This window comes from Campylobacter sp. 2018MI10 (assembly GCF_018501175.1).
Taxonomy (GTDB): domain Bacteria; phylum Campylobacterota; class Campylobacteria; order Campylobacterales; family Campylobacteraceae; genus Campylobacter_E.
Genome location: NZ_JAHCZD010000010.1, coordinates 22,519 through 44,828, shown reverse-complemented (window position 1 = coordinate 44,828; position 22,310 = coordinate 22,519). Strand labels below are relative to the sequence as shown.

18 protein-coding genes are annotated in these 22,310 nt (G+C 25.3%); 3 read left to right on the top strand and 15 right to left on the bottom strand.

The features are described from left to right. Genes KJR01_RS05805 through KJR01_RS05795 form a run of 3 tightly spaced genes read left to right on the top strand, consistent with a single transcriptional unit; the run spans position 1 to position 3,805 of the window. Positions 1–888 (top strand): polyprenyl synthetase family protein, encoded by an 888-nt coding sequence (locus KJR01_RS05805; RefSeq protein ID WP_214117723.1) that lies wholly within the window; start codon positions 1–3, stop codon positions 886–888. After that, entirely contained in the window at positions 888–2,114 is a 1,227-nt protein-coding gene (gene hemA / locus KJR01_RS05800) for a glutamyl-tRNA reductase (protein WP_214117722.1), read from the top strand. The genes KJR01_RS05805 and hemA overlap by 1 nt, the downstream gene beginning before the upstream one ends. Continuing rightward, positions 2,111–3,805 (top strand): proline--tRNA ligase, encoded by a 1,695-nt coding sequence (locus KJR01_RS05795; protein ID WP_214117721.1) that lies wholly within the window; start codon positions 2,111–2,113, stop codon positions 3,803–3,805. The genes hemA and KJR01_RS05795 overlap by 4 nt, the downstream gene beginning before the upstream one ends. Before the next feature lie 49 nt (positions 3,806–3,854). Here KJR01_RS05795 and KJR01_RS05790 read toward each other — a convergent pair whose 3' ends face one another. The 15 genes from KJR01_RS05790 to KJR01_RS05725 all read right to left on the bottom strand — a co-directional run bounded on the left by KJR01_RS05790 (position 3,855) and on the right by KJR01_RS05725 (position 22,255). Next, positions 3,855–4,466 carry a hypothetical protein gene (locus tag KJR01_RS05790; RefSeq protein ID WP_214117720.1) on the bottom strand — a complete coding sequence of 204 codons (612 nt, stop codon included), beginning with the start codon at positions 4,464–4,466 and terminating at the stop codon, positions 3,855–3,857. A 45-nt stretch (positions 4,467–4,511) separates the two neighbouring features. Further along, the gene (locus tag KJR01_RS05785) at positions 4,512–5,123 is read right to left on the bottom strand and encodes a hypothetical protein (protein WP_214117719.1); all 612 of its coding nucleotides are present in this window, start codon (positions 5,121–5,123) and stop codon (positions 4,512–4,514) included. A 283-nt stretch (positions 5,124–5,406) separates the two neighbouring features. Continuing rightward, complete coding sequence (locus KJR01_RS05780; protein ID WP_214117718.1) at positions 5,407–5,742, bottom strand: hypothetical protein; 336 nt, start codon at positions 5,740–5,742, stop codon at positions 5,407–5,409. Between the two features lie 130 nt (positions 5,743–5,872). After that, entirely contained in the window at positions 5,873–10,021 is a 4,149-nt protein-coding gene (locus KJR01_RS05775) for an SPM autocatalytic domain-containing protein (RefSeq protein ID WP_214117717.1), read from the bottom strand. After that, positions 10,018–10,872, bottom strand: coding sequence for a hypothetical protein (locus tag KJR01_RS05770; protein ID WP_214117716.1), 855 nt, complete (start codon positions 10,870–10,872; stop codon positions 10,018–10,020). The genes KJR01_RS05775 and KJR01_RS05770 overlap by 4 nt, the downstream gene beginning before the upstream one ends. A gap of 199 nt (positions 10,873–11,071) precedes the next feature. Then, a complete protein-coding gene (locus tag KJR01_RS05765; protein ID WP_214117715.1) occupies positions 11,072–13,168 on the bottom strand; it encodes a peptidase domain-containing ABC transporter in 2,097 nt (698 codons plus the stop codon). A 1-nt stretch (position 13,169) separates the two neighbouring features. After that, the gene (locus tag KJR01_RS05760; RefSeq protein ID WP_214117714.1) at positions 13,170–14,435 is read right to left on the bottom strand and encodes a TolC family protein; all 1,266 of its coding nucleotides are present in this window, start codon (positions 14,433–14,435) and stop codon (positions 13,170–13,172) included. Next, a complete protein-coding gene (locus tag KJR01_RS05755) occupies positions 14,432–15,730 on the bottom strand; it encodes an HlyD family type I secretion periplasmic adaptor subunit (RefSeq protein WP_214117713.1) in 1,299 nt (432 codons plus the stop codon). Before KJR01_RS05755 ends, KJR01_RS05760 begins: the two co-directional genes overlap by 4 nt. A gap of 71 nt (positions 15,731–15,801) precedes the next feature. Continuing rightward, positions 15,802–18,114 carry a VWA domain-containing protein gene (locus KJR01_RS05750; protein WP_214117712.1) on the bottom strand — a complete coding sequence of 771 codons (2,313 nt, stop codon included), beginning with the start codon at positions 18,112–18,114 and terminating at the stop codon, positions 15,802–15,804. Next, on the bottom strand, positions 18,104–18,589 hold the full coding sequence (locus tag KJR01_RS05745) for a hypothetical protein (RefSeq protein WP_214117711.1): 486 nt from the start codon (positions 18,587–18,589) through the stop codon (positions 18,104–18,106). Before KJR01_RS05745 ends, KJR01_RS05750 begins: the two co-directional genes overlap by 11 nt. Continuing rightward, positions 18,586–19,647 carry a lysozyme inhibitor LprI family protein gene (locus KJR01_RS05740; protein ID WP_214117710.1) on the bottom strand — a complete coding sequence of 354 codons (1,062 nt, stop codon included), beginning with the start codon at positions 19,645–19,647 and terminating at the stop codon, positions 18,586–18,588. Before KJR01_RS05740 ends, KJR01_RS05745 begins: the two co-directional genes overlap by 4 nt. A 117-nt stretch (positions 19,648–19,764) precedes the next feature. After that, positions 19,765–19,914, bottom strand: coding sequence for a hypothetical protein (locus KJR01_RS05735; protein ID WP_214117709.1), 150 nt, complete (start codon positions 19,912–19,914; stop codon positions 19,765–19,767). Between the two features lie 24 nt (positions 19,915–19,938). Continuing rightward, on the bottom strand, positions 19,939–20,958 hold the full coding sequence (locus KJR01_RS05730) for a hypothetical protein (RefSeq protein ID WP_214117708.1): 1,020 nt from the start codon (positions 20,956–20,958) through the stop codon (positions 19,939–19,941). A 128-nt stretch (positions 20,959–21,086) separates the two neighbouring features. Then, positions 21,087–21,218 carry a hypothetical protein gene (locus tag KJR01_RS10385; protein WP_284467021.1) on the bottom strand — a complete coding sequence of 44 codons (132 nt, stop codon included), beginning with the start codon at positions 21,216–21,218 and terminating at the stop codon, positions 21,087–21,089. A gap of 11 nt (positions 21,219–21,229) precedes the next feature. Further along, the gene (locus KJR01_RS05725; protein ID WP_214117707.1) at positions 21,230–22,255 is read right to left on the bottom strand and encodes a hypothetical protein; all 1,026 of its coding nucleotides are present in this window, start codon (positions 22,253–22,255) and stop codon (positions 21,230–21,232) included. Between the last annotated feature and the right edge of the window lie 55 nt (positions 22,256–22,310).

Here is a 22,310-nt window from a genome sequence, read left to right as displayed (position 1 = left end):
ATGGAAAAGATAGATTTTTATATAAATGAATTTATAAAAGAGTTAAAGCATCCTAGTATTTATGAGTATTTAGCCAAGGTAAATCACGGCAAAAGATTACGCTCAAAACTGATTTTAAAAATAGCTGGAGTTAGTGATGAAGCTTATAAATTATGTGCAGTAATTGAGTGTATTCATCTAGCATCACTTATGCACGATGATGTAATAGATGAAGCACTAACTAGAAGAAATGCTCCAAGTATTAATGCAATTTATGGCGATAAAACTGCTATTATGCTAGGCGATATTTTATATTCAATTGCGTTTTATAATTTATGCTCTTTTAAAAGTGAAATAGCAGCTTGTGTTGGTCGTGCAGTTGCCTTACTTAGTAGTGGCGAATTGCTTGATGTAGAGCTTGGAGAAAGCTTTAATGAAGATGAGAGCAAATATTATGAAATGATTTATAAAAAAACTGCTTCATTAATAGAAGCAAGTGCATATGCAGCAGCACTTTTAGCTAATTATACTAACGCTAATGATTATAAAGAATTTGGTAAAAATCTAGGAATTGCCTTTCAAATAGTTGATGATATTTTAGATATTACTCAAGATGAAGCTACTTTAGGAAAGCCAAATTTAAATGATTATAAAGAAGGCAAAGTTACTCTTCCATACATTATGCTAGATAAAAAATTGCAAGGCGATGATAAAGCAAGACTAAGGTCTTATTTTTGTAAGACTTTAAGCAAAGATGAATTATCGTGGATAAAAGAGCAATTTTTAAAATACGATTTAATAAATGCAAGTATAAATGAAGCTAAAAATTACGGAGAACTTGCATTAAAATACGCAAGTAGCGATGAATTAAAAGAAATCGTTAAAAAAATGATTTTTAGGGAGTTTTGATGCATTATTTTAGCGTTAGTTTTACTCATAAAAATACAAGTATTGAAGTAAGAGAAAGACTAGCTTTAAGTGATGAATTTAAGAAAAAAGAAATTTATAAATTAATCTTAGCTAATGATTACATAGAAGAATGCGTGATTTTAAGCACCTGTAATAGAATAGAAATAATGTGTTATATTGAAAACCAAGTGGGTGTTTATGAATACATAATAAAGTGCTTATGTTTAATTTGTAAGATTGATGAGCAACTTATCAAAAATTCTCCTGATATTTACGAAGGCAGTGGGTTTATTCATCATCTTTTTAGTGTTTCAAGTTCACTTGATAGCCTTGTAATAGGGGAAACTCAAATCACAGGTCAATTAAAACAAGCCTTGCAAAGTGCTAATTATTCTCCTAATTTAGAAGTAGCGATTAATTATTCTTTTAAATGTGCTGCAATGGTTAGAAATAAAACCGCTATTTCAAAAAACTCTGTATCAGTAAGCTCTGTTGCAGTAGCAAAAGCAAGAGAGATTTGTGATATTAAAACTAAAAAAATCCTTTTAATAGGAAGTGGTTTGATGATAGAATTAGCTGCAAAACACTTGCTAAATCATACAAAAGGAAATATTGCGATAATTTCAAGAACCAAAGCAAATGCTTTAAAACTAGCAAATGAACTAGATTTAATATGCTTAGATTATGAAGATTTAATCTCTATTTTAAATTCTTATGAGCTTATATTTTGTGCTACTAGTTCAAATGAACCTATAATTACTAAAGATATTATAAGTCCGGTTGAGTTTAAAAGGTATTTTTTTGATATTGCTGTGCCAAGAGATATTGAGCTTGAAAATAGCGAATTGATAGAAGTTTTTAGCGTTGATAGTCTAAATGAAATAGTTAAGAAAAATATGCAATTTAAAGATGAAGAAGCAAAAATTGCTTTTAGTGTAGTTGCAAAAATGGTTAATGAGTTTTATAAGGATTTAAATGTAATTCAAGTAACTCCTATAATAAAAGCTATGAGAATTAGAGCAGATGAAATCATAAATCAAGAATTAGCAATAGCAATTAAGAAAGGTTATTTAAAAAATAGTGATAATGAAGAAGCATTGAAATTCGCAAAACAAGTTATGAAGTCTTATTTGCACGAACCTACAATAAGACTTAAAAATATTGATGATGAAGGTTTAGAAACGCAAAGTTTAAATTATTTATTTAATGTGAAGGAAAACGAATGAGATTTTCAAAATTATACGCACCAACGACAAAAGAAGCACCAAGAGATGCTATCTTAAAAAGTCATATTTTACTTAGTAGAGCAGCTTATATAGAGCAACTTGGCTCAGGACTTTATAGTTATTTACCATTAGGGCTTGAAGTATTAGAAAATATTAAAAATATTGTAATTAAGCATATGAAAAATGCAGGAGCAAACTATTTAAATCTTAGTTTTGTATGCCCGTTAAATTATTGGGATGAGAGTGGAAGAAGTGCTAAATTTGGTAAAGAATTGCTAAGGTTTAAGGATAGAAAAGAAAATGATTTTATCCTAAGTCCGACAGCAGAAGAAGCAATAGTTGCGCTTGTGCGTGGAAAAATTACAAGCTATAAACAATTGCCTATTAATTTATTTCAAATTCAAACTAAATTCCGTGATGAAGCAAGACCTAGATTTGGACTTTTTAGAGCTCGTGAGTTTATTATGAAAGACGCTTATAGTTTTCATGATTCGCTTGAGTCTTTAGAAGCTGAGTTTTTAAATATGCAAGAAGCGTATTGTAAAATTTTTGATGAATTAGGGTTAAATTATGCGATTGTAGAAGCAGATAGCGGAGCAATTGGTGGAAGTGGTTCAAGAGAATTTATGGTAATTAGTCCTAGTGGAGAAGATGATTTGGCTATTTGTGAATGTGGATATTGTGCTAATATAGAAACAGCAAAAAGAGCTAAAAGAAAATTTATTAAAGAAATAGAAGCTGATTTTGCAAAATTTCACACTCCAAATGTAAAAACCATAGAAGATTTAGCTAAATTCTTTAAATGCAAAGAGCATAATTTCATAAAAGCAGTAGCAAAAAAAGCAATATATGTAGATAAAGAAGAAATCATAGTATATTTTATAAGAGGTTGCGATGAGCTAAATGAAACTAAGGCTTTAAATGCAGCTAATGCACTTGATTTAGTAGATGCAAGTGAAGAAGAATTAATAAAGGCTAATTTAGTTCCAGGATTTATTGGGCTTAAGGATTGTCCTGTTAGATTTTTCATAGATAGTGAGTTAGAAAATGAAAGCGATTTAATTTGTGGAGCAAACGAAAAAGATTATCATTATGTAGGATTTAAGGTAACTAGCTTTTTACAAGAGCGTTTTTATGATTTAAGCTTGGTTAAAGAAAATGATGAATGCCATAAGTGCAATAAAGCTTTAAAAATTACAAAAGGCATTGAAGTAGGGCATATATTTAAATTAGGCGATAAGTATTCAAGCGCTATGAATGCAACTTATCTTGATAATAATGGTAAGGCAAAACCTTTTATAATGGGTTGTTATGGTATAGGAATTAGTAGGCTTTTAGCAGTAATTGCTGAATGCAATAATGATGATTATGGGCTTATTTTTGATAAAAATATTTCAGCATTTACATTACAAATCATAATATCAGATATTAAAAATGAAGAGCAAGTTAAGTTTGCAAATGATATATATGAGTATTGTTTGGCTAATGGCATTAAGGTTTTATTAGATGATAGAAATGAGCGTTTTGGTGTAAAAATGAGTGATTATGAGTTAATAGGCACACCTTATGCTATTGTAGTGGGTAAAAAACTTGATGATAATTTAGTAGAATTTAGAGCTCGTAAAACACTTGAAAAACTAGAATTAAACTCAAACGAAGTTAAAGATAAATTATCAAATCTTTTAAAATAATTTTATTCATTTAAAACTATAAATAATATTTATAAATTATTTATAGTTTTTATAATCTAAATCTACCTTTAGAACTTATTGCTTTATATCTATTTTCAATATAACCACAACTATCTATGAAAAACTCTTCACTAACTTCTTTAAAATCATTATTTTCATCAAAGTAATAATACTTCACAAACAATCTTTCAGTTTCAAAAACAAATGAAGCTTCATCATAAAAATATTTATCATTTTTTATTACTAGCTCATTATTAAATTTATTTATTTTTGAAGTTTTTAATAAGTCTTTGCTAAATTCTTTTATTTCATCTATACTTTTATAATTTTGAACTTTTTCTAATTTTTCTACATTTGTATGACGATTAAAATAATCTTTTATAGCGAGTTTTTGTCGTTCTAGGTATTCAATTTTACACTTATAGCCGAATTTATTATAATCTATTTTATAAGTTTTATCAGTATTAAAATCATAATAGCTCAAATTATTCTCACTTAGGTCTGCTTCAATTCTATATAATTTTGTTTTAAGCTCATTAAATTCTTCTAATGGGTCGGTGTTATTACTTATAAAATTATAAGTTAATGCAAAATAACATAAAGCAAGTATTAAACATAATAAACTTATAACAAATATTAATTTAACTATTCTAAAAAACATTTAAAATCCTAACAATTATTAATTACTTTCATACTAACTCTTTTACTACATACGCTCAATATAACCACAATCATCTATTAAAAACTCATAATTTTCTTCAAGCAAATTATTATTAAAATTAAAGTAATAATATTTTACAAATAATTTTCCATCTTTAAAAATAAAAGAATTTTTATCATAAAAATGCTCAAAACCATCAATTGTTAGCTCGTAATTAAATTCATAGATTTGTGAAGTTTTTAATAAATCTTTGCTAAATTTTTTTATTTCTTTTATTTCATCTATACTTTTATAATTATTGATTTTTTCTAATTGCGTATGTGGATATCTTTCAAAAAAATTTTGAATAGCGTATTCTTGTTTTTGTAACTCATCAATAATGCAACCATATCCAAGTTCATTGTAATTTACCTTATATGTTCTTTTATCACCAAAATCATAATATGGTTTATATCCTTGCTTTAATAAAATTTCTTCAACTTTTTTTAATTCTTTTGTTACCTTAACAAAATCACTATAATCGTAAGGTTTTGTAACATAATATTCTATTATTGTAAAAGCGCCGATGGATAAAATAGATAATATAAATAGTATGCAAAGCAATGCAAATATACAATACAATAATTTTCTTATAAACTCTATCAGCTTAGAATACATTTATCGCTCCAAATATAAAACAACTTTTATGGTTTAGTATAGCAAATAAGTTTATTTAAATTCTTTTAAACAATAAGGTTAATTGATGGTATAAAATATTTTGGAATTTAAATTAGGATTTTAATAAATTTAAAAATGTTTTATTGTAAAAATAGTTGGAATTAAAAGTTATTATTTTTTGCTTTTATATTTTATATAACAATAAAATAAAATAGTAGATATAAAAGCCATAGCAAGACTTAATATGTTATTTTTTATAGGAAGTGATGCGATATTGTCTATATTAAATTTCTTTAGTATTTTTAGTTAAAACATATTTATCAATAATTAATATGTGAAATACATGCATAAAATAACCATACAAAAATAATAAGATAAAAAAACATATAAGTTCGTTAGCTATAACACAATAAAACACATACATTAAAATAATACTAAAAATAAGAGCAAAAACATTGCAAATAAAAATCAAAATTCCTAAAATATCTCTTGTTTGGTGTTTGTAAATAGCTTCACAATAATCGCATTTCATTATATATCCTAAATCTTCATCAAAAACATGTGTTTTAGGTAAAGGAATTTTATTTTTACAAACTTCACATTTTTTATAAAAAAACATTTAAATGCCTTAACTTGCTAATTAATTTTTTATAATATAAAGTTTTAGTAAAAAATCCATAAAATTTAAAAATAATTATTAATTTAATTTCAAATTCCTAATCCAAATTCTTAAAGAATTTGGATTTAGTTTATAAATATACTTGAATATTGTTGTTTTTATCATCTGTATATGTAATAAATCCAGATGAATTAGGCGAGTAAGCATTCGTATCTTGTATTAGTCTTTCTGTGTTTTTTAAATAAGATGATAAATCAGGTTTAATCACTTTATTTACCAAATCCTCATAGCTTGGTAATTCTTTTGTGGCTGTATTTATAAACTCATCATAGCATAAAGTTTTATCACTAAAAACAAATTTTTCAATCTTATTAAATCCTATCCCAAAATTACCTAATATAGTAACGCTATCTTTATTATTGTTATATTTGATGATTAGATTATCTACATCTTTTTTAAGCACAACTTCACTAAAGCTAATATCATTAAATTTAATAGTATCATATCCTAAGGCATCTTTTATATAATCATTTCCATCATTTCTATTAAAGATATATGTATCATTTCCAGCACCGCCGTCTAAATAATCATCTCCTTTACCACCAATTAAAGTATCATTACCAAATAAGCCATATATTTTATCGCTATATTCACTTCCAATTAAAGTATCATTGCCCCAAGTAGGAGTTAATACCATTTGTCTTAAATCATTAGCACTTAAAGTCTTATCTTGTAATACTAAAGCAGATATATCATAATCTTTTTTGAAAAAATCTACAACTTTTATAGATGAACTTTCATCAACCACTTTTCTAAACCAACCAGCACTTTTTAGCTTGTTTATTATTAAATCATCATTATTTCTAGTAATTTTTACAAATGATGAGCTAACATCTAGGATTATTTCATCATAAGCATTATCATTTCTAAGATTAATTATTGTATCTTTCCCCCAAACTCCTTTATAAATATACTTATCATTCCCCATACCGCCTTGCAAGATATCATCTCCTGCTCCGCCTATTATGATATCATCACCATCTCCTGCATAAATATCATCATTACCATTGCCACCATTTATGATATCATCTCCTGCTCCACTTCTTATGATATCATCTCCATCTCCACCATCAATAATATCATCTCCATTATGTGTGATTATGGTATCGTTGCCATCTAGCATAGTTATTACATAATCTTTATTTGTAAAAAACATTGTAAAGTTATCATCACCATTTGTAGGTGTATAAACTCTATTAATTATCTCATCCTTATTTATACTTGTATTATTAGCGAATTTGATTTCATCAATAGTATTTCTTAAATCTTCATATGCAAAAAAGTCTTTAACTCTAATGCTATTATTATCATCTTTAATCAGCATTAAATCATCATAATTTCTTACATATTTTAAATTATTGGCATTTATGCTTGCATCGTTAAATTTAATACAATCTATATCATTTAGATTTGATTTGTAGTTTATGATAGTATCGTGTCCGAAATCTTTATCAAAAACATAAGTATCATTGCCTGCTCCACCTACTAAAGTATCATCACCAATTCCACCGATTAAGGTATCATCACCATCAAGTCCATATAAAGTATCTTTACCATTTAATAAATTTGTCCCTACTAATGTATCATTACCACTTGTTCCTGTTTGAGTTGATAGTGCATTTATAGTATCTTCATCTAAAAGTTTTAAATAATCACTTAAAGTATAATTATTCATTGTTTTTATAAAATCACCTAGCAATATTACACAATCATTTAAAGAATTTATATCTTTAAAGCTTGTTATAAACTCAGCTAAATCAACGAAAGCTTTTTTAGGATTTGTTTCATTAATAGCCTTAAATTTTTCTATACTTTTAGAAAAATCTAATTTAAGCTCATACGAGCCATTGTTTTCGTAGCTAGTAATGCTTATTTCATCATAGTATTCTTTTAATCTTGTTTGAAATAACAATCCCTTATAAACATAAGTTCTTAAACTATCATAAGTATTATTAAAGCTATTTCTAAGCTCGTTAAACTCATTTAAACTAGCTATATAAAAATCTTGATTATTAACGCCTAAAAATGAATTAATAATTGATATTTTTTGCTTAAGCTCATTAAACTCATTTTTTAAACTTTCGCTAATAGTAAAATTAGCATATTCTCTAGCTTGTGATGGCGTAAGCCATAAATCCCTTATACTATCAGTATTGCTAGGATTATTGCTATCAAATTCTTTGGTTTTAGATAGGTTAAAGTCTTTGTTTAAAGCTTTATTAGTATTAGCCCAAGCATAAATTAGACTATCAAGCTTGTTTAATTGCTCTTCTTTGCTATTTGCTAATGAATAATCTTTAAGCAATGCTTTTAATTTAGTATCTAAACAAGCAGCGTCCCTTAAATCTCTTAATACTCCATAGCCTTTAAGATTTGCTAGATTTAATTCTTCTTCTGAATATTTTATCTTGTCTTTAAATACTCTTTCTATACTACTAACGCTAAAATTAATATCAGCTAATAAGCTTTCTTTATCATCCTTGATAAAGGTAGCTGTTTGAGTGATGGTGTTATCATTATCAAGCTTTTGATTTGTATCTTTATAGTTTAGATTTATGCTAGTTATGTTTAAATCTTTTAAAGACTTTAGCTCGTTTATTTGCGTTATGCCATCTTCGGATAACCATACTTTAAGATTGTTAAACTCTTTATCATTTATATCAATTACTCCATCTTCATTACTATCTAAAAGCTTTAAGGCTTCAAAGCCGTTTAGAGCAAATGTGGTTTGAGTAGGATTTAAGGTTTGATTATTGTTAGCATCTAAAGCTTTAAAATCACTACTTGGAATTTCAGTAAAGTTTCCAAATAATTCATTGCCATTATCTATTAGATTATTATTGTTTTTATCTAATACTAATAATCCATCAACTTCATTAATCCAAGATGATTTATAAGCTATGTTGTCACTATTGTGGTCAAAAAATGCCTTAGAATTATTAAGAGTGATTGTATCTATTCTGCCGTTGTTGTTTAGGTCTAGGACTAGCGGGTCGTATTTTATAACTTTAGCCATTGGATTATAGAAAATGTTTAAAGTTTTATTTGTATATAAACTATTTTTAAAATCATCACTATAATCTCCTTTAAATGTATCTTTAAAGGTTCTTGATACAAAATCTTTATAATCAAATATTTTTGCTAAATCTCCGTTTGCTTCAACTAATACTTTATCTTCTAAAAATTTAACTCTTCCTTGTTCTATTAAATTTGGATTTAGTTTGATTAAAGATTTAACACTCATTTTGTTTGCTTTTGCAATATCTATGATTGTATCGCCTTGTTTTACTACATATTTTTTATTATCTCCTAATAAAATCTCTTCTCCTACTAATATCTTAATATTAGTTAGCACAAACGATTTACTAGGTATATAATCTATAATATCTTTTAAAGTATCATTATCTAATTGTTTTATATCATATTTAACATTATTGATACTAGCCTTATTTACTCCACTAAATAGTGCTAAATCAAATAAATCTTCATCAGATAAAGTAGAATTATTATTGGTGTTTATTGTGACAAAATTATTGCTTTTTTCAATTTGAACTGAATTATTATAATCACTTAATGCGATATCATAATTATTAAATTTAGAATTATTTGCAAAATCAATCCCATCATTAATATTATCTGCTTTAATAATTATATTATTATCTTTAACTTCTGCTTCTAATACAGGTTTACCTTTTTTCACATCTTCTTTTGGTCTAAGTAAATCTATAACATCACTACAAAATTTATCAAAAGTCACATTAGAATAATAATCCTTTATCAAATCAAAATCTAAAACTGACTTGGCATTTTCAAACATTTCTTTTGCAAACTCTTTATCATTTAACATTTTGTCATAAATTTCAGCAGCTTCAGGAAAAGTTTCTTCAAAATAATCAGAAGCTTTAAAATTGATAATAGCTTCAATTGTTTCATTTTCTATGATACCTAGTTTGTTTAATGATACTAATATGTTTTTAGATTTATTTAATATAGCTTCATCAATTATACTGCCAAAGACATAACCTGCCAACCTTAAAGCTGTATTATCTTTATCTTTATTTTGTAAATATTTTATATATATAGAAAATGTTTGAGTTTTAATATCAAAAAATATTGTATTCTTAACCCCAAGATATTTTGCCATTGATTTTTCTACAAATTGAATTTTTGCAAAAACATCATTTATAAAATCTAAAGTCTCTTTATTTTTCTCGGTCATAATGTCTCCTTTTTCTTGTTTAAAATCTTTTCAATTTTCTTTTGTTGTTTTGCTATGTATTTTTCACCTAGTGGTTGTGCTTCTTCTCTAAATTCCATTTCATAGCCACCTTTACTCATCGCAGAATACTTTTGTCTAAACTCTGTGTATAAAAAATAAACTGATAAATCATCAACAAAAGGCAATGAAACCAGCTTGGTTTTAGTTTGATATATTGTGTAAGTTTTTAAGTTTTTACCATTTAATAAAAACAATATTAAATAACTTGATAAAATATCTAATATTACAAAAAATATAAGTATAGGAAAGAAAATTATTCTAGCTATCTGATAGTCTAATCTATAATTTAAGCTTTTATTTTCTATTTCTTTAATATTGTAAGCATCCTTATTAAATATATATGAACACGCTAAAGCAGGTCGTTTAGATTGCAATCTAAAAACTATATCGCTTTTATTTATCGTTGCAGTTACTTTCTTATAGCTCTTTGCTATACCAAAAACACCTGCTTCATCTATCTCATAAGTATCAAAATATATCTTTTCATTATCTACGCTAATATAAAAATCATTATTTTTAACAAATCTAAGTCTTTTTATTTGTCTAAGTTTTAAAAAGAATGCAACAAAAAAAATACCATCAATAATACCACTCCAACCTTTTTGAATTCTTCGTATGTCAGTCATTGTTTTTTCGGGTTTACTATTTAATTCATTGATAATATCTATTGTAAAATAAAACAAGATAAAAATAAGTAAAATTGAAAAAATCTCATTAAATAACCTAATAAGCTCTAAACTATATAAATAATCGTTTTTTATTTTATAATCTTTTAAATTGTCTATATTCATATTTAACCTTGTAAAAATAAGATTAATTATATCAAACAAATAATAAAAATTCATAAAATTTAAAAATAATTATTAAAATTATGTTACTTTTCGTAATAAATAATATTAAAAAATATTTTTTGATTTAATTTTAAATTCATAATTCAAATTCTTTTAAAACTATAAATAATATTTATTAAATTATTTATAGTTTTAGTGTTTATAGATTTTGTTGTTTGTATAAATGTGCGTAGTATCCATTAAGTTCCATTAGTTTTGTATGATTTCCACACTCAACCAAATTACCCTTATCAAGGACTAATATCTCATCACAATCTTTAACCGTGCTTAATCTATGTGCTATTATTATAAAGGTTTTGTTTTGTTTGATTAGTGATAGATTTGATGTGATGATTTTCTCGCTTTCATAATCAAGTGCCGAAGTAGCCTCATCAAATATCAAAACCCTTGGATTATGTAGCAAGGCTCTTGCTATTGCTATTCTTTGTCTTTGACCGCCGCTTAACGCAGAGCCTCTTTCTCCTACTAAAGTATCATAACCTGCACTAAGTTCGCTTATGAAATCGTGTGCTCCTGCTATTTTGCATACATTTATTATTTCTTGCATTGATGCACTTGGCTTTGATAGGCTTATGTTTTCTTTGATACTACCGCTAAATAAATAATTTTCTTGTAAAACTACGCCTAAATTACTCCTTAAAACATAAGGATTTAAATGTCTTAAATCTATTCCATCTATATAAATAGAGCCTTCGTTGGGGATATAAAGTCTTTCTATGAGTTTTGTTATGGTGCTTTTACCACTGCCACTGCGTCCTACTATTCCTATGCTTTTATTTGCTTGTAGGTTAAAGCTTAGATTGTTTAAGACATAGTTAGAATTTGGGCTATATTTAAAGCTTACATTATCAAATTTTATATTACCTGATACTTGATTTAGCGATATAGGTTTATTTGTAGTTTGCTCTTGCGGTGTATTTAAAATATCTCCTAATCTATCTACGCTTAAAATAGCTTGTTGTAATTCATTCCACAAGCTTACAAGTCGCATAATAGGGGCGCTAAATTGATTAGCAAACATCTGAAAGGCTATTAATTGTCCTACGCTTAAACTCCCATCAATTACTAATCCTACTCCAAAATATAAAATTGCTAATGTCATAAGCTTTTGTAAAGAATTAGCAAAAGTGCTTGCGATATTGCTTAGATTACTTAAATTAAAAGATGATTTTAAATATTTTGCTAAATAATCTTCCCAGTATTTTTTCATACTACCTTCAATGGCTAGGGATTTTATGGTTTGCATTCCTGTTATGCTTTCTACTAGATATGAATTAGATGCTGCTCCCATTTGGAATTTATCTTCAAGCCTTGCTCTTAAAATAGGCGTTATAAAAAAATAAATTAAAGCAATGCAAATCACAAAAGCTAATGAAACAAATGTTAGCTTCACGCTATATAAAAGCATCATCAAAATAAAAACTATACTAAATAACAAATCTAAAATCACGCTTACTGATTTGTTGGCTATAAAATCTCTTATATTATCAAGCTCTCTTATTCTAGCTGCTATGTTGCCTACTTTTCTATTCTCAAAATACACCATAGGTAACAATAATAAATGTGTAAATAACTCACTGCCTAATTTTGCGTCAATTTTTGTGGTAGTATGAGTAAAGATATAATTTCTACTAAGGCTTAATAAACTTTCAAAAACAATAACGCTAAAAAATGCAAAAGCAATTACATTAAGTGTGCTTATACTATGGTGCAACAAGACTTTATCAAGGACTACTTGGGTAAATAAAGGTGTAACTAAGCCAAATAATTGCATAACAAAACTTGCTAATAAAATTTGTAATACAATACCCTTATAACTTAGCATTCTTTTATAAAACCAAGAGAAGCCAAACTTTACACTATCGTTTAATAATTTGTGTGCTAGGATTAAGATTTTATCACTTGATAAATTATGTAATTCTTCATAGCTAATTTGCCTTGCTTCTTTTCCACCATCAAAAATAAGAGCTTGTTGATTATTAAAATCAAGTTTTAAAACTACAAAATATGTTAAATCTTTTTTCAAAAATATAAAAGGTGCTTTATATAAATGAAGGTTTTTTAAATTAAGCTTTTTGATTTTTACTTTAAAATCATTATCTTTAGCGATTTTTGCTAGTTCGTAAATACTTGGCTCGCTATCTTTTAAAGCGTATTTGTTACAAATCGCATTAATATCTATTGATATATTTGCAAATTGCGCACAAAGTGATAAGCAACCTAAGGCTGTATGCATATTAATATCCTTTTTTACAATTATTAAATTGATTATTTATTAAATTAATTTTAATAGCGTTTGCATTTGCATTTATTATATATTCATTTAAATCTTGGAGTTTTTTATAGTTTTCTATACTTGCATTTATGACTTCAAATTTTGATTTTTCACCAGTTTTGTGTAGTTTTTGTATATAAAGCTCATTTGTATTTGCTTCTTTGCTTATTATCTTTAAGGTTTTTATTATTTCATCTTTGTTTTGTATGAAAAATATAAGCTCGTTTATTTGTTTTTCATATTCTAGCTTTGCTTGTATTAGCTCTTGATTTAATTTGTTTATTTCTAATTGTTTTAACTCTTTAGATGAACTTGTTTTAAATCCATCAAATATAATATAGTTAATCCCAATTCCTACTAAATACCCGTATTTTTTAGAACTATCGGCAAGGTCTTGATAATTATTTTTGGTTTTATCATAAAAATCATATCTTGAATAAAGGCTTATTGTAGGGCGTTGATTTAGGGATTTTAATTCATACATTGAGCTTTTTATTTTAGAATTTAATTCTAAAAATTTATTTGTTTTTTCAAATTCTAAAAAGTCTAAAGCAATTTCATCAATTTTACTAAAATCATCTATTTTATCAATATTAAGATTTGATAAATACGATATATATGATAAATAATTTCTTAATTCAAATTCTAGTTTTAAAATCTGTGTTTTTGCATCGCTAAAGTCCAAAAAATAAGAATTTACATTGATTAAATCTAATTCTCCAACTTTATTTAATCTCTTTGATAATTTATATAAACTTTCATAAGCAAGGCTTAAATTTTTATATGTTTTTAATTTATTTTCACTTAATAGTGCGAGTTTGTAGTATTCTAATAAATCTAGTGATAATTGCAATTCCTTATAACACTTATTGTAATTACTTGTAGCAATATTCTCTTTGGCTGATTTGATTTTATAATAATCATTTCCAAATTTGAATAAATCATATTTTAATATAAGCGATATTGTGCTTTGATGATTGTTATAATCGCTAAAAAGCTCTCTTTTGTAATCATTACTTTTTGTATTTGAATACTTAAAATCTGCATTAAATGATAATTCTGGATATAAATATGATTTATAAAAATCATAATTATAATTAGCGCTTTTAATATCTATTTTTGCGATATTTATGATAGGAGAATTTTTAAGTGCATAGTCTAGTATGGTGTAAAAATCTTTAGCTATTGATGTGCTAAGCATTATAAGAAAAACAAAAATAATTTTCATCTAATACTAAGCCCTTCATCAAGATATCTAATAATAGGATATATGAAAAACTCTATTACTCTTCTTTTGCCAACCTTTACTTCAGCTATTACTTGCATTCCTGGTTCTATTTCTTTTGTTTCACCATCTACTATCAAATGATTTTTTAAAGGTTTTACCTTAATTTCAAAAATATCTCCTAATTTTTCATCTTTTATAGCATCGTTTCCAATATGTTCTAAAATTCCATCTAGTTTGCCGTATTTTTGAAAATTAAATGTGGTTATTTTGATAGCTACATTTTGCCCTTTTTTAAGATATCCTATATCTTGATTTAATACATTTGCTTTTATTATAAGTGGTTTATCAATTGGGATTATTGATATTAATTGCTCATTGCTTGATACAGAACTTCCTTCAGTATTTACAAATAATTTTCCTACATATCCATCAACTGGTGATGAAATAACTTGCCTTAGGCTTTGAAATTCTATCGCGTTTATATCTGCCTTTAATAATGCTATTTCATTTTTAGTTTTTAAGAGTTCATCATAATTTTTAGCAATAAAATTTGCTTTAAAACTCTCAAGTTCTTTTGTGAGTTCGTTTAATTTATTTTCTAATTCTAAAGATTTGTTTTTATTTACAAGTATTTGTAATTGTAAATCTTGCTTTGTTTTTAATAAATTTTCATAATCTTTATAAGCGATTATATCTTTTACCTTGCTAAGTCTATTTAATTTTGAGCTTGTGTATTTATGCTCTATTTCTAATCTTTTTAATTCTTCTTTATTGGCTTGTAATGAATTAATAGTTTGTTTGATTTTAAATTCATAAGTGTTTATGCTATTTTTAAAGCTATTTAATTGGTTTTGATATAGGCTTAATTCTGCATTACTAACATCTTTTAATTCACTCTCGTTACTTAGTGCATTTAATCTTTTTAAACTATCTTCTAAAGCTTTTAAATTCTCTTTTTTACTTTCTAAATTGACTTTAGATACACTTGGGTCAACTAATATTAAAGGCTCATTTGCTTTTATTTTATCACCTTCTTTTACAAGAATTTTATAAATTACTCCGTTTTCTAAAGGTTTGATTATTTTAATTTCTCCATCAGGAACTACTTTACCACTAGCACTTACTACTATATCAACCTTAGCTAGTATTAGCCAAGCAATACTAAAAACTATTACAAATAAAACTATATATAAAATACTTTTACCTAATGGATTTTGCGGTCTATCTTCTAACTCTACTAAAAGTGGTTTAAATTCGTGTGTATCATCATCAAATTTTTTAAAAATTTTAAACATATTTTACCTAATTAATATATTTTTTAAATACTTAAATAATAATTACCCTAAATTAATTTAGGGTAATTTGCTTAATTCCAAGCACTCATATAGATTTGATTTAATCTATCATCGTTTATATGATTAATATTATGAATATCTATGCCGTTATTTTTAGCAAATGCACTAGTTTGCTCTATTAGTTTATCTATTGTTTTTGTATTGATGAATTTATTATCATCAAGTTCTATTGTGTTTATTTGATTGTGATAGCCAAATTTCCAAGCAAAGTGATGTGCTACTCTTATGCTATTTGTATCATCATCTTTAAACTTTATTAGCAGGTCTTTACCATCTTTTATTAAAAATATTTCATCAGCTTTTAAATTTTGTAATTTTAAAGCATCTTGCCCACCATCGTCATAGATTAAATCATTTCCATCACCTTTTCTATAAACATATATATCATTACCAAATCCACCATATAACTTATCATCTCCTTTACCACCGATTAAAGTATCATTGCCTAATTTGGTTGATATAACATCGTTTTTATTACTACCTATTATTACATCATCTTTATAAGATGTGCTTATATTACTTGCATTATCTTGATAGGCTACTGCAAATGTTGATGTAGCAAAATTAGAAAAGCTAAAATCTTTTTCTTTTAAGAATATTATCGCTTCTTTGTTTGCTTGCATACTTACGCTTCTTTTGATAGCTAGTTCATCTAATGTAACATCACTAAAGCTTATGCTACTAATTTTACTTTCATTATTGGTATTATAAAAATCTTTTATTGTTACGCTATTATCTTTATTAAGTGTAATTTTTAAATCATTTAAATCTTTTTTAAATCTTACATCTTTATAGCTTACATCTTTAAAAATAATTGTATTTTTATCAATATTATTTAAATTGCTTTCTATTATGGTATCGTTACCAAAATTAAGCCCAGTAAATGTATAAGTATCGCTTCCAGCCTTACCTACTAGTGTATCATCTCCACCAAATCCATTAAGACTATTATCCTTATCATTGCCTTCTATCACATCATTACTTGAGGTTCCTATATTGCTTAATTCAAATAAAGCATCGCTAAGCTCTTCACTTGAATTTGAATTAAAATACATTCCATTAGTATTTTTAGCTAAATCTTTAAAATGCTCAAACTCATTACGAATAGCTATAAAATTAATTTTTACTGAATTATCTTCGTATTTATTGGTATTATTTGCATTTCTTAGACCTGCTACATAAAAAATTTTAGCTCTACCTTCTACTTCATCTCTTCTATGATTATCATCTCCAGGCTCATCTGTCATTACATACACTTCTTTACTCAAGTGATTATTTGGTGTAAAACGACTCATTCCTTCTAAGATAGCTGCCATAGTGTATTCTGTGCCACCATATTGCAAATTAACACTATTTATTCCACCTAAAAAACCTTGATAATCAGTGTAAGTTCCAATTGTTTTTATATCATTATCATTATAAGTAACTATTGATATTTTAGAATAAAAATTTTCTTTAAAGATATTACTAGCTATAATCTTTGCATTTGCTTTGCAAGTTGCTATATCATCTCCCATAGAACCTGTTGTATCTATTACTATAGCTACTTCTTTGCCTGGATTATCCTTTAAATTAATATTTAAAAATCCATCTTCGCTTTTTTTAAAATTGCGTATTGTTATACTACTATCGCCTTTAGTTACTATTAAATCATTATTGTCTTTAAGCTCATATGTAATACTTGTATCTTTAGCATCTATATATGCTTTCCTATCTTCATCATAAGAACCACCTTCTAATGTAGAGCCATTAAATACTACTTGACCTTTGCCATCCTTATCGTCTATTGTAACTTTACCATTACGAACATAATAAATATCATTACCGCTTATATCGCTAATCTTATGCTCTCCACCATCAATGATAATCAAATCATTTTTATTTAAATTTGTATTTTCACCTAATTTATTATGGGTATTATCAAGCAATATAATATCCCCACTAATTTGATTTTCATTAGTAAAATGTTTAAGGGTTGTAGAGATTTGGCTTTTAAAACTATTTGTACCTTGATAAGCTTCTCCTATTTTCTTACCATCATTTTCACTAGGTTCTTCTATGCTGGTTTCTTCTCCGATTATTTTATCTTTATAGTCAGCATACATTCTAACTACTTTCATATGATATTCTTCATCTACATTGCCATCAGGATAAAGCCCAAAAAAATCTGAAGTTCTTATTCTTCTTTGTGCAATTCCATAACCACTAGTTTTTCGTGATTTCCCGCCATTAGAATTATATCTTATCTCAAACCAAGCTCTAGCTCTATCACCTTCTTCAATAGCTTTAGATAAACCAGGTCCTATTAATTTTTTACCCCCCATTGTACGCTAAATCAATAAGAGTTATTAATTCTTTGCTATCTTTTAGATATTTATACATTTCTTCACTAATTCCTTGATTAGGATTATTACTTGTTTTAATAATCATTTTTTTATAATCTGGCAATATAGTATAAAAAAGTTCTTTTGCTTCTTTTTCGTTAGTTAGTTTTATGCTATTTTTATTGTTATAATACTTTTCAATAATACGTTTGCCTTCATCTTTAGACTTTACTTTAGATAAAGCAGATATTAAATTATTAAAATCATTAGCTTGTTCATTGCTAACATTAAGTTTGATTGTTTTAAAATGTTCTCTCCAAGTATTTTTATGAGAAATTAATTCATAACCAACACCAATTGTAGGTCTAAGTTTACTATCAAGATAAACTTTTACATCAAAACCTTCATTATTCTTAATATTATTATATAATTCACTACTAAAGTTTTTTACCCTATGTAAACCACTTAAACTCATTTTTTCTCCTTTTTTAGATTTGTTTCACAACCAAAAATTTTAAATTTATTACATCTATTAAGAGTTTTTTCTGAATATGGTTGATAAATTACATTAGATACCATATCTAAAATATCAATAAAAGTTATATTATAATAACTGTCATATCTAATATGATTTAAATTATTAAATTTATGATAATTTAAAATATAATCACTACCCTTATACTCTATAATAAAAGTTTCTTTTGCTTCTTCGTAATATTTATTTGACATTTTCATTTTATTAGAATTTTTTAAAAGTTCTAATAGATTTTTATTCTTCATAGGATGATTGCAAAAATCTTTTTCTATAAATAATATATTTCCAATTTCACCTGATAAAGCTAAGTAATTTTTATCATCTAAAACTACATCACTTATAGTTATACTTTTATGTTTTTCTATGTATTTTTTACCTTTAATTTTACTTATAATATAAAGCTCATTATTTTTATCAACTTCTATAAAACGATAACTGACATTATCATTGCTATCATCTGAACTATAATCTTTTATATACTTATAAACTTTTCTATCAAGCCCTAAATCCCAGCAGTATTTAAGAGTATCTTTTACTTCTTGGCTTGCGTAAGGCTTAGCATCTACAATTTTTGGCTTTATTTTTATATCCTTATATCTAAAAAAATCTTGCCAAAAATTATTGAGTTTTAGTAATTTTCTACATTTTTCTGGCTCATCAATAAATCGTCCATGCTCATATCGCATATAGTTATCTTTATTGCATTCTATTGAGTTTTCTTGAATTATTTTTATATGTTCTATTAGTTCTTTAGGATAGGTTTTTGAGTTTTCAAGACTAGTGCTAAGCTCTTTTATTCTAGCTTTATAAGAACTTATAATACAATTATTATCATCTTTGCAATTACTAATGATTTTTATAAACTCATTTTGGTCTTGTTTTATCTCTTTTGTAATATATGCAAAGCTTTTATAAATACTATCTAGCTCTATTTTTAACTTATTTATTTGATATGAATAAATATTTGTAATTAGTAAAATAGCTAATATTTTAAACATAACTCTCCTTTATTTTTCATATCATAGCATTTACTTAAATAAAAATATCAAAAAACTTTATTAAAATTAATTATTGTGTTACTTTTTGTAATATTTTTAAATCCTTATTTCAAATTCTCATAATTTTTTAAAGAATTTAAAATAAGAATTATAAGTTTTATAATTTGTAATCTCATCTTTACTAGGAGCTCTTTTTTGTCCCCATAAGTATAACGATAATATTTCGCTTGTAAAATCATCATTTAAATCTAATCTAAAATTTGCCATTCTTTCTCCTTTTTATAATTTTTATCATTCAATTTCTTCTTTTTCTGGATCAAAGTTTGAATAACCACAATTATCAAATTTATAATTATAAGAAATACGTTGTTTTTTTATATCATTTTCATACGACAAAAGCCAATAATCAACTTTTTCAAGTCTATATTTATACTCTTTTTCTTTGTCTTCACGCTCATCAAATTCATCAGAAAGGTAAATTTTATAAAATCTATATGCATTATCTTCAAATTCAAATGCTAAATCTAAATAAAATGTAACTGAAATTAAACCATCACCCACAAGAATAATAGGTTTAGTAAATCCAGCTGTATTATTTTTGGTATCAATTACTAGATATTTAGTATAATCAACTGATTCTAATTCATCGTAATTAACAAAATATTTAGAATAAGCATTTTTTCTTAAGTAATCTTTGTAATTATCTAGATTTATATCTTTATGTATCTTATATTTATGACTTGTAATGATATTATAAAGATTTTTATAAACTTTATCTCTATATACTAATTGCTTTGTAAGATCATCAATCACTACTCTTTTATAAAGCTCATCTTTAGGTAATATCCTATCTTCTTTTAAGCAATAGCCTTGCTGGTATTTTTTATAATCACTTAGAGTTACTATTCTTTCATGAGTTTTACTTGAGTAATCAGGAACAACTTTTAAAAAATAACTACATAAAGCAAATATTATTATCATAGGTATTATGCTATAAGTAAAAGCAAGTTTGTTATTAAATTTCTTTCTTAATTTAAAGAAAAGTATTATAAAAAATATAATTATAAAAACTTTAAGATATATTAGTGGATGAAATGAAATTGCGTTATATGATAAATCAAATAATTGACCTAAATCTGTAAAAATTAAACCATTAGCTACAAAAAAGCAAAAAAGAATTGAATAAATTATATTTACATTTGAGCCAATGCCAAAAACACCACCTACACAAACTGAGCCAATAGCAATTAGTAATTCAATAATTAGAAAAGTTTTAAAAAGTATTTTTAAGAATTCTAATGCTTTTTTCATACCATACCTTAAATATTTTTCATATCATAGCATTTACTTAAATAAAAATATCAAAAAACTTTATTAATTTTTATTAATTGTTACTTTTTGTAATATTTTTAAATCCTTATTTCAAATTCTCATAATTTTTACAAGAATTTAAAATAGTAATTAGAAGTTTTATAATTTGTAATTTTATTTTTATTAAGAGTTTTTGTCCCCATAGGTATAATTATAATATTTGTAAAATTACCATTTAAATCTAATCTAAAATTTGCCATATTTTCTCCTTTTATTTAAAGTTTATTTCTTCTAAGCTTTCTTTTGCTTCTTTTTCTGGATTAAAATTTGAATAACCACAATTATCAAATTTGCGTATATAACTACGTTTTTTCTTTATATCAGCTTCGTATGATAAAAGCTCATGATTAAAAACTCTAAGTCTATATTTATACTCTTTTTCTTTATCTTCACGCTCATCAAATTCATCAATAAGAAATAATTTATAAATTCCATATGTATCATCTTGAAAATCAAAAGCTATATCTGTATAAAAAATAACACCTTTATCAAAGGAGATAATAGGCTTAGTAAATCCTGCTATATTATTTTTAACTACTATATATTTAGTATAATCAACTGATTCTAATTCATCGTAATTAACATATTCTTTAGAATAAACATTTTTTCTTAAGTAATCTTTGTAATTAGCTAAATTAATATCTTTATGTATATAGTATCCACACTCACAAGTTTCGTTATAACGCATTTTCGTATATATCTTTTTGTATTCTTGTTGTTTTACAAAATGATCAACCACTACTCTTTTATAAAGCTCATCTTTAGGTAATATCCTATCTTCTTTTAAGCAATAGCCTTGCTGATATTTTTTATAATCACTTAGAGTTACTATTCTTTCATGAGTTTTACTTGAATAATCAGGTATGGTTCTAAAAAAATAATTATATAAAGCAAATATTATTATCATAGGAATTATGCTATATTTAAAAGCAAGTTTTTTATTAAATTTCTTTCTTAATTTAAAGAAAAATATTATAAAAAATATAATTATAAAAACTTTAAGATATATTAGTGGATAAAGTATAAGTCCTTTATAAAATAAAATTATTATTTGACTTAAATTTTCATAAATAAAATAATTAGCTGCAAAAAAGCAAACAATAATTGAATAAATTACATTTACATCTGATCCAATGCTAAAAATTACACCTGCTAAAATTGAGCCAATAGCAATCATTATTTCAATTATTATAAAAATCTTAAAAAGTATTTTTAAGAATTCTAATGTTTTTTTCATACCATACCTTAAATATTTTTCATATCATAGCATTTACTTAAATAAAAATATCAAA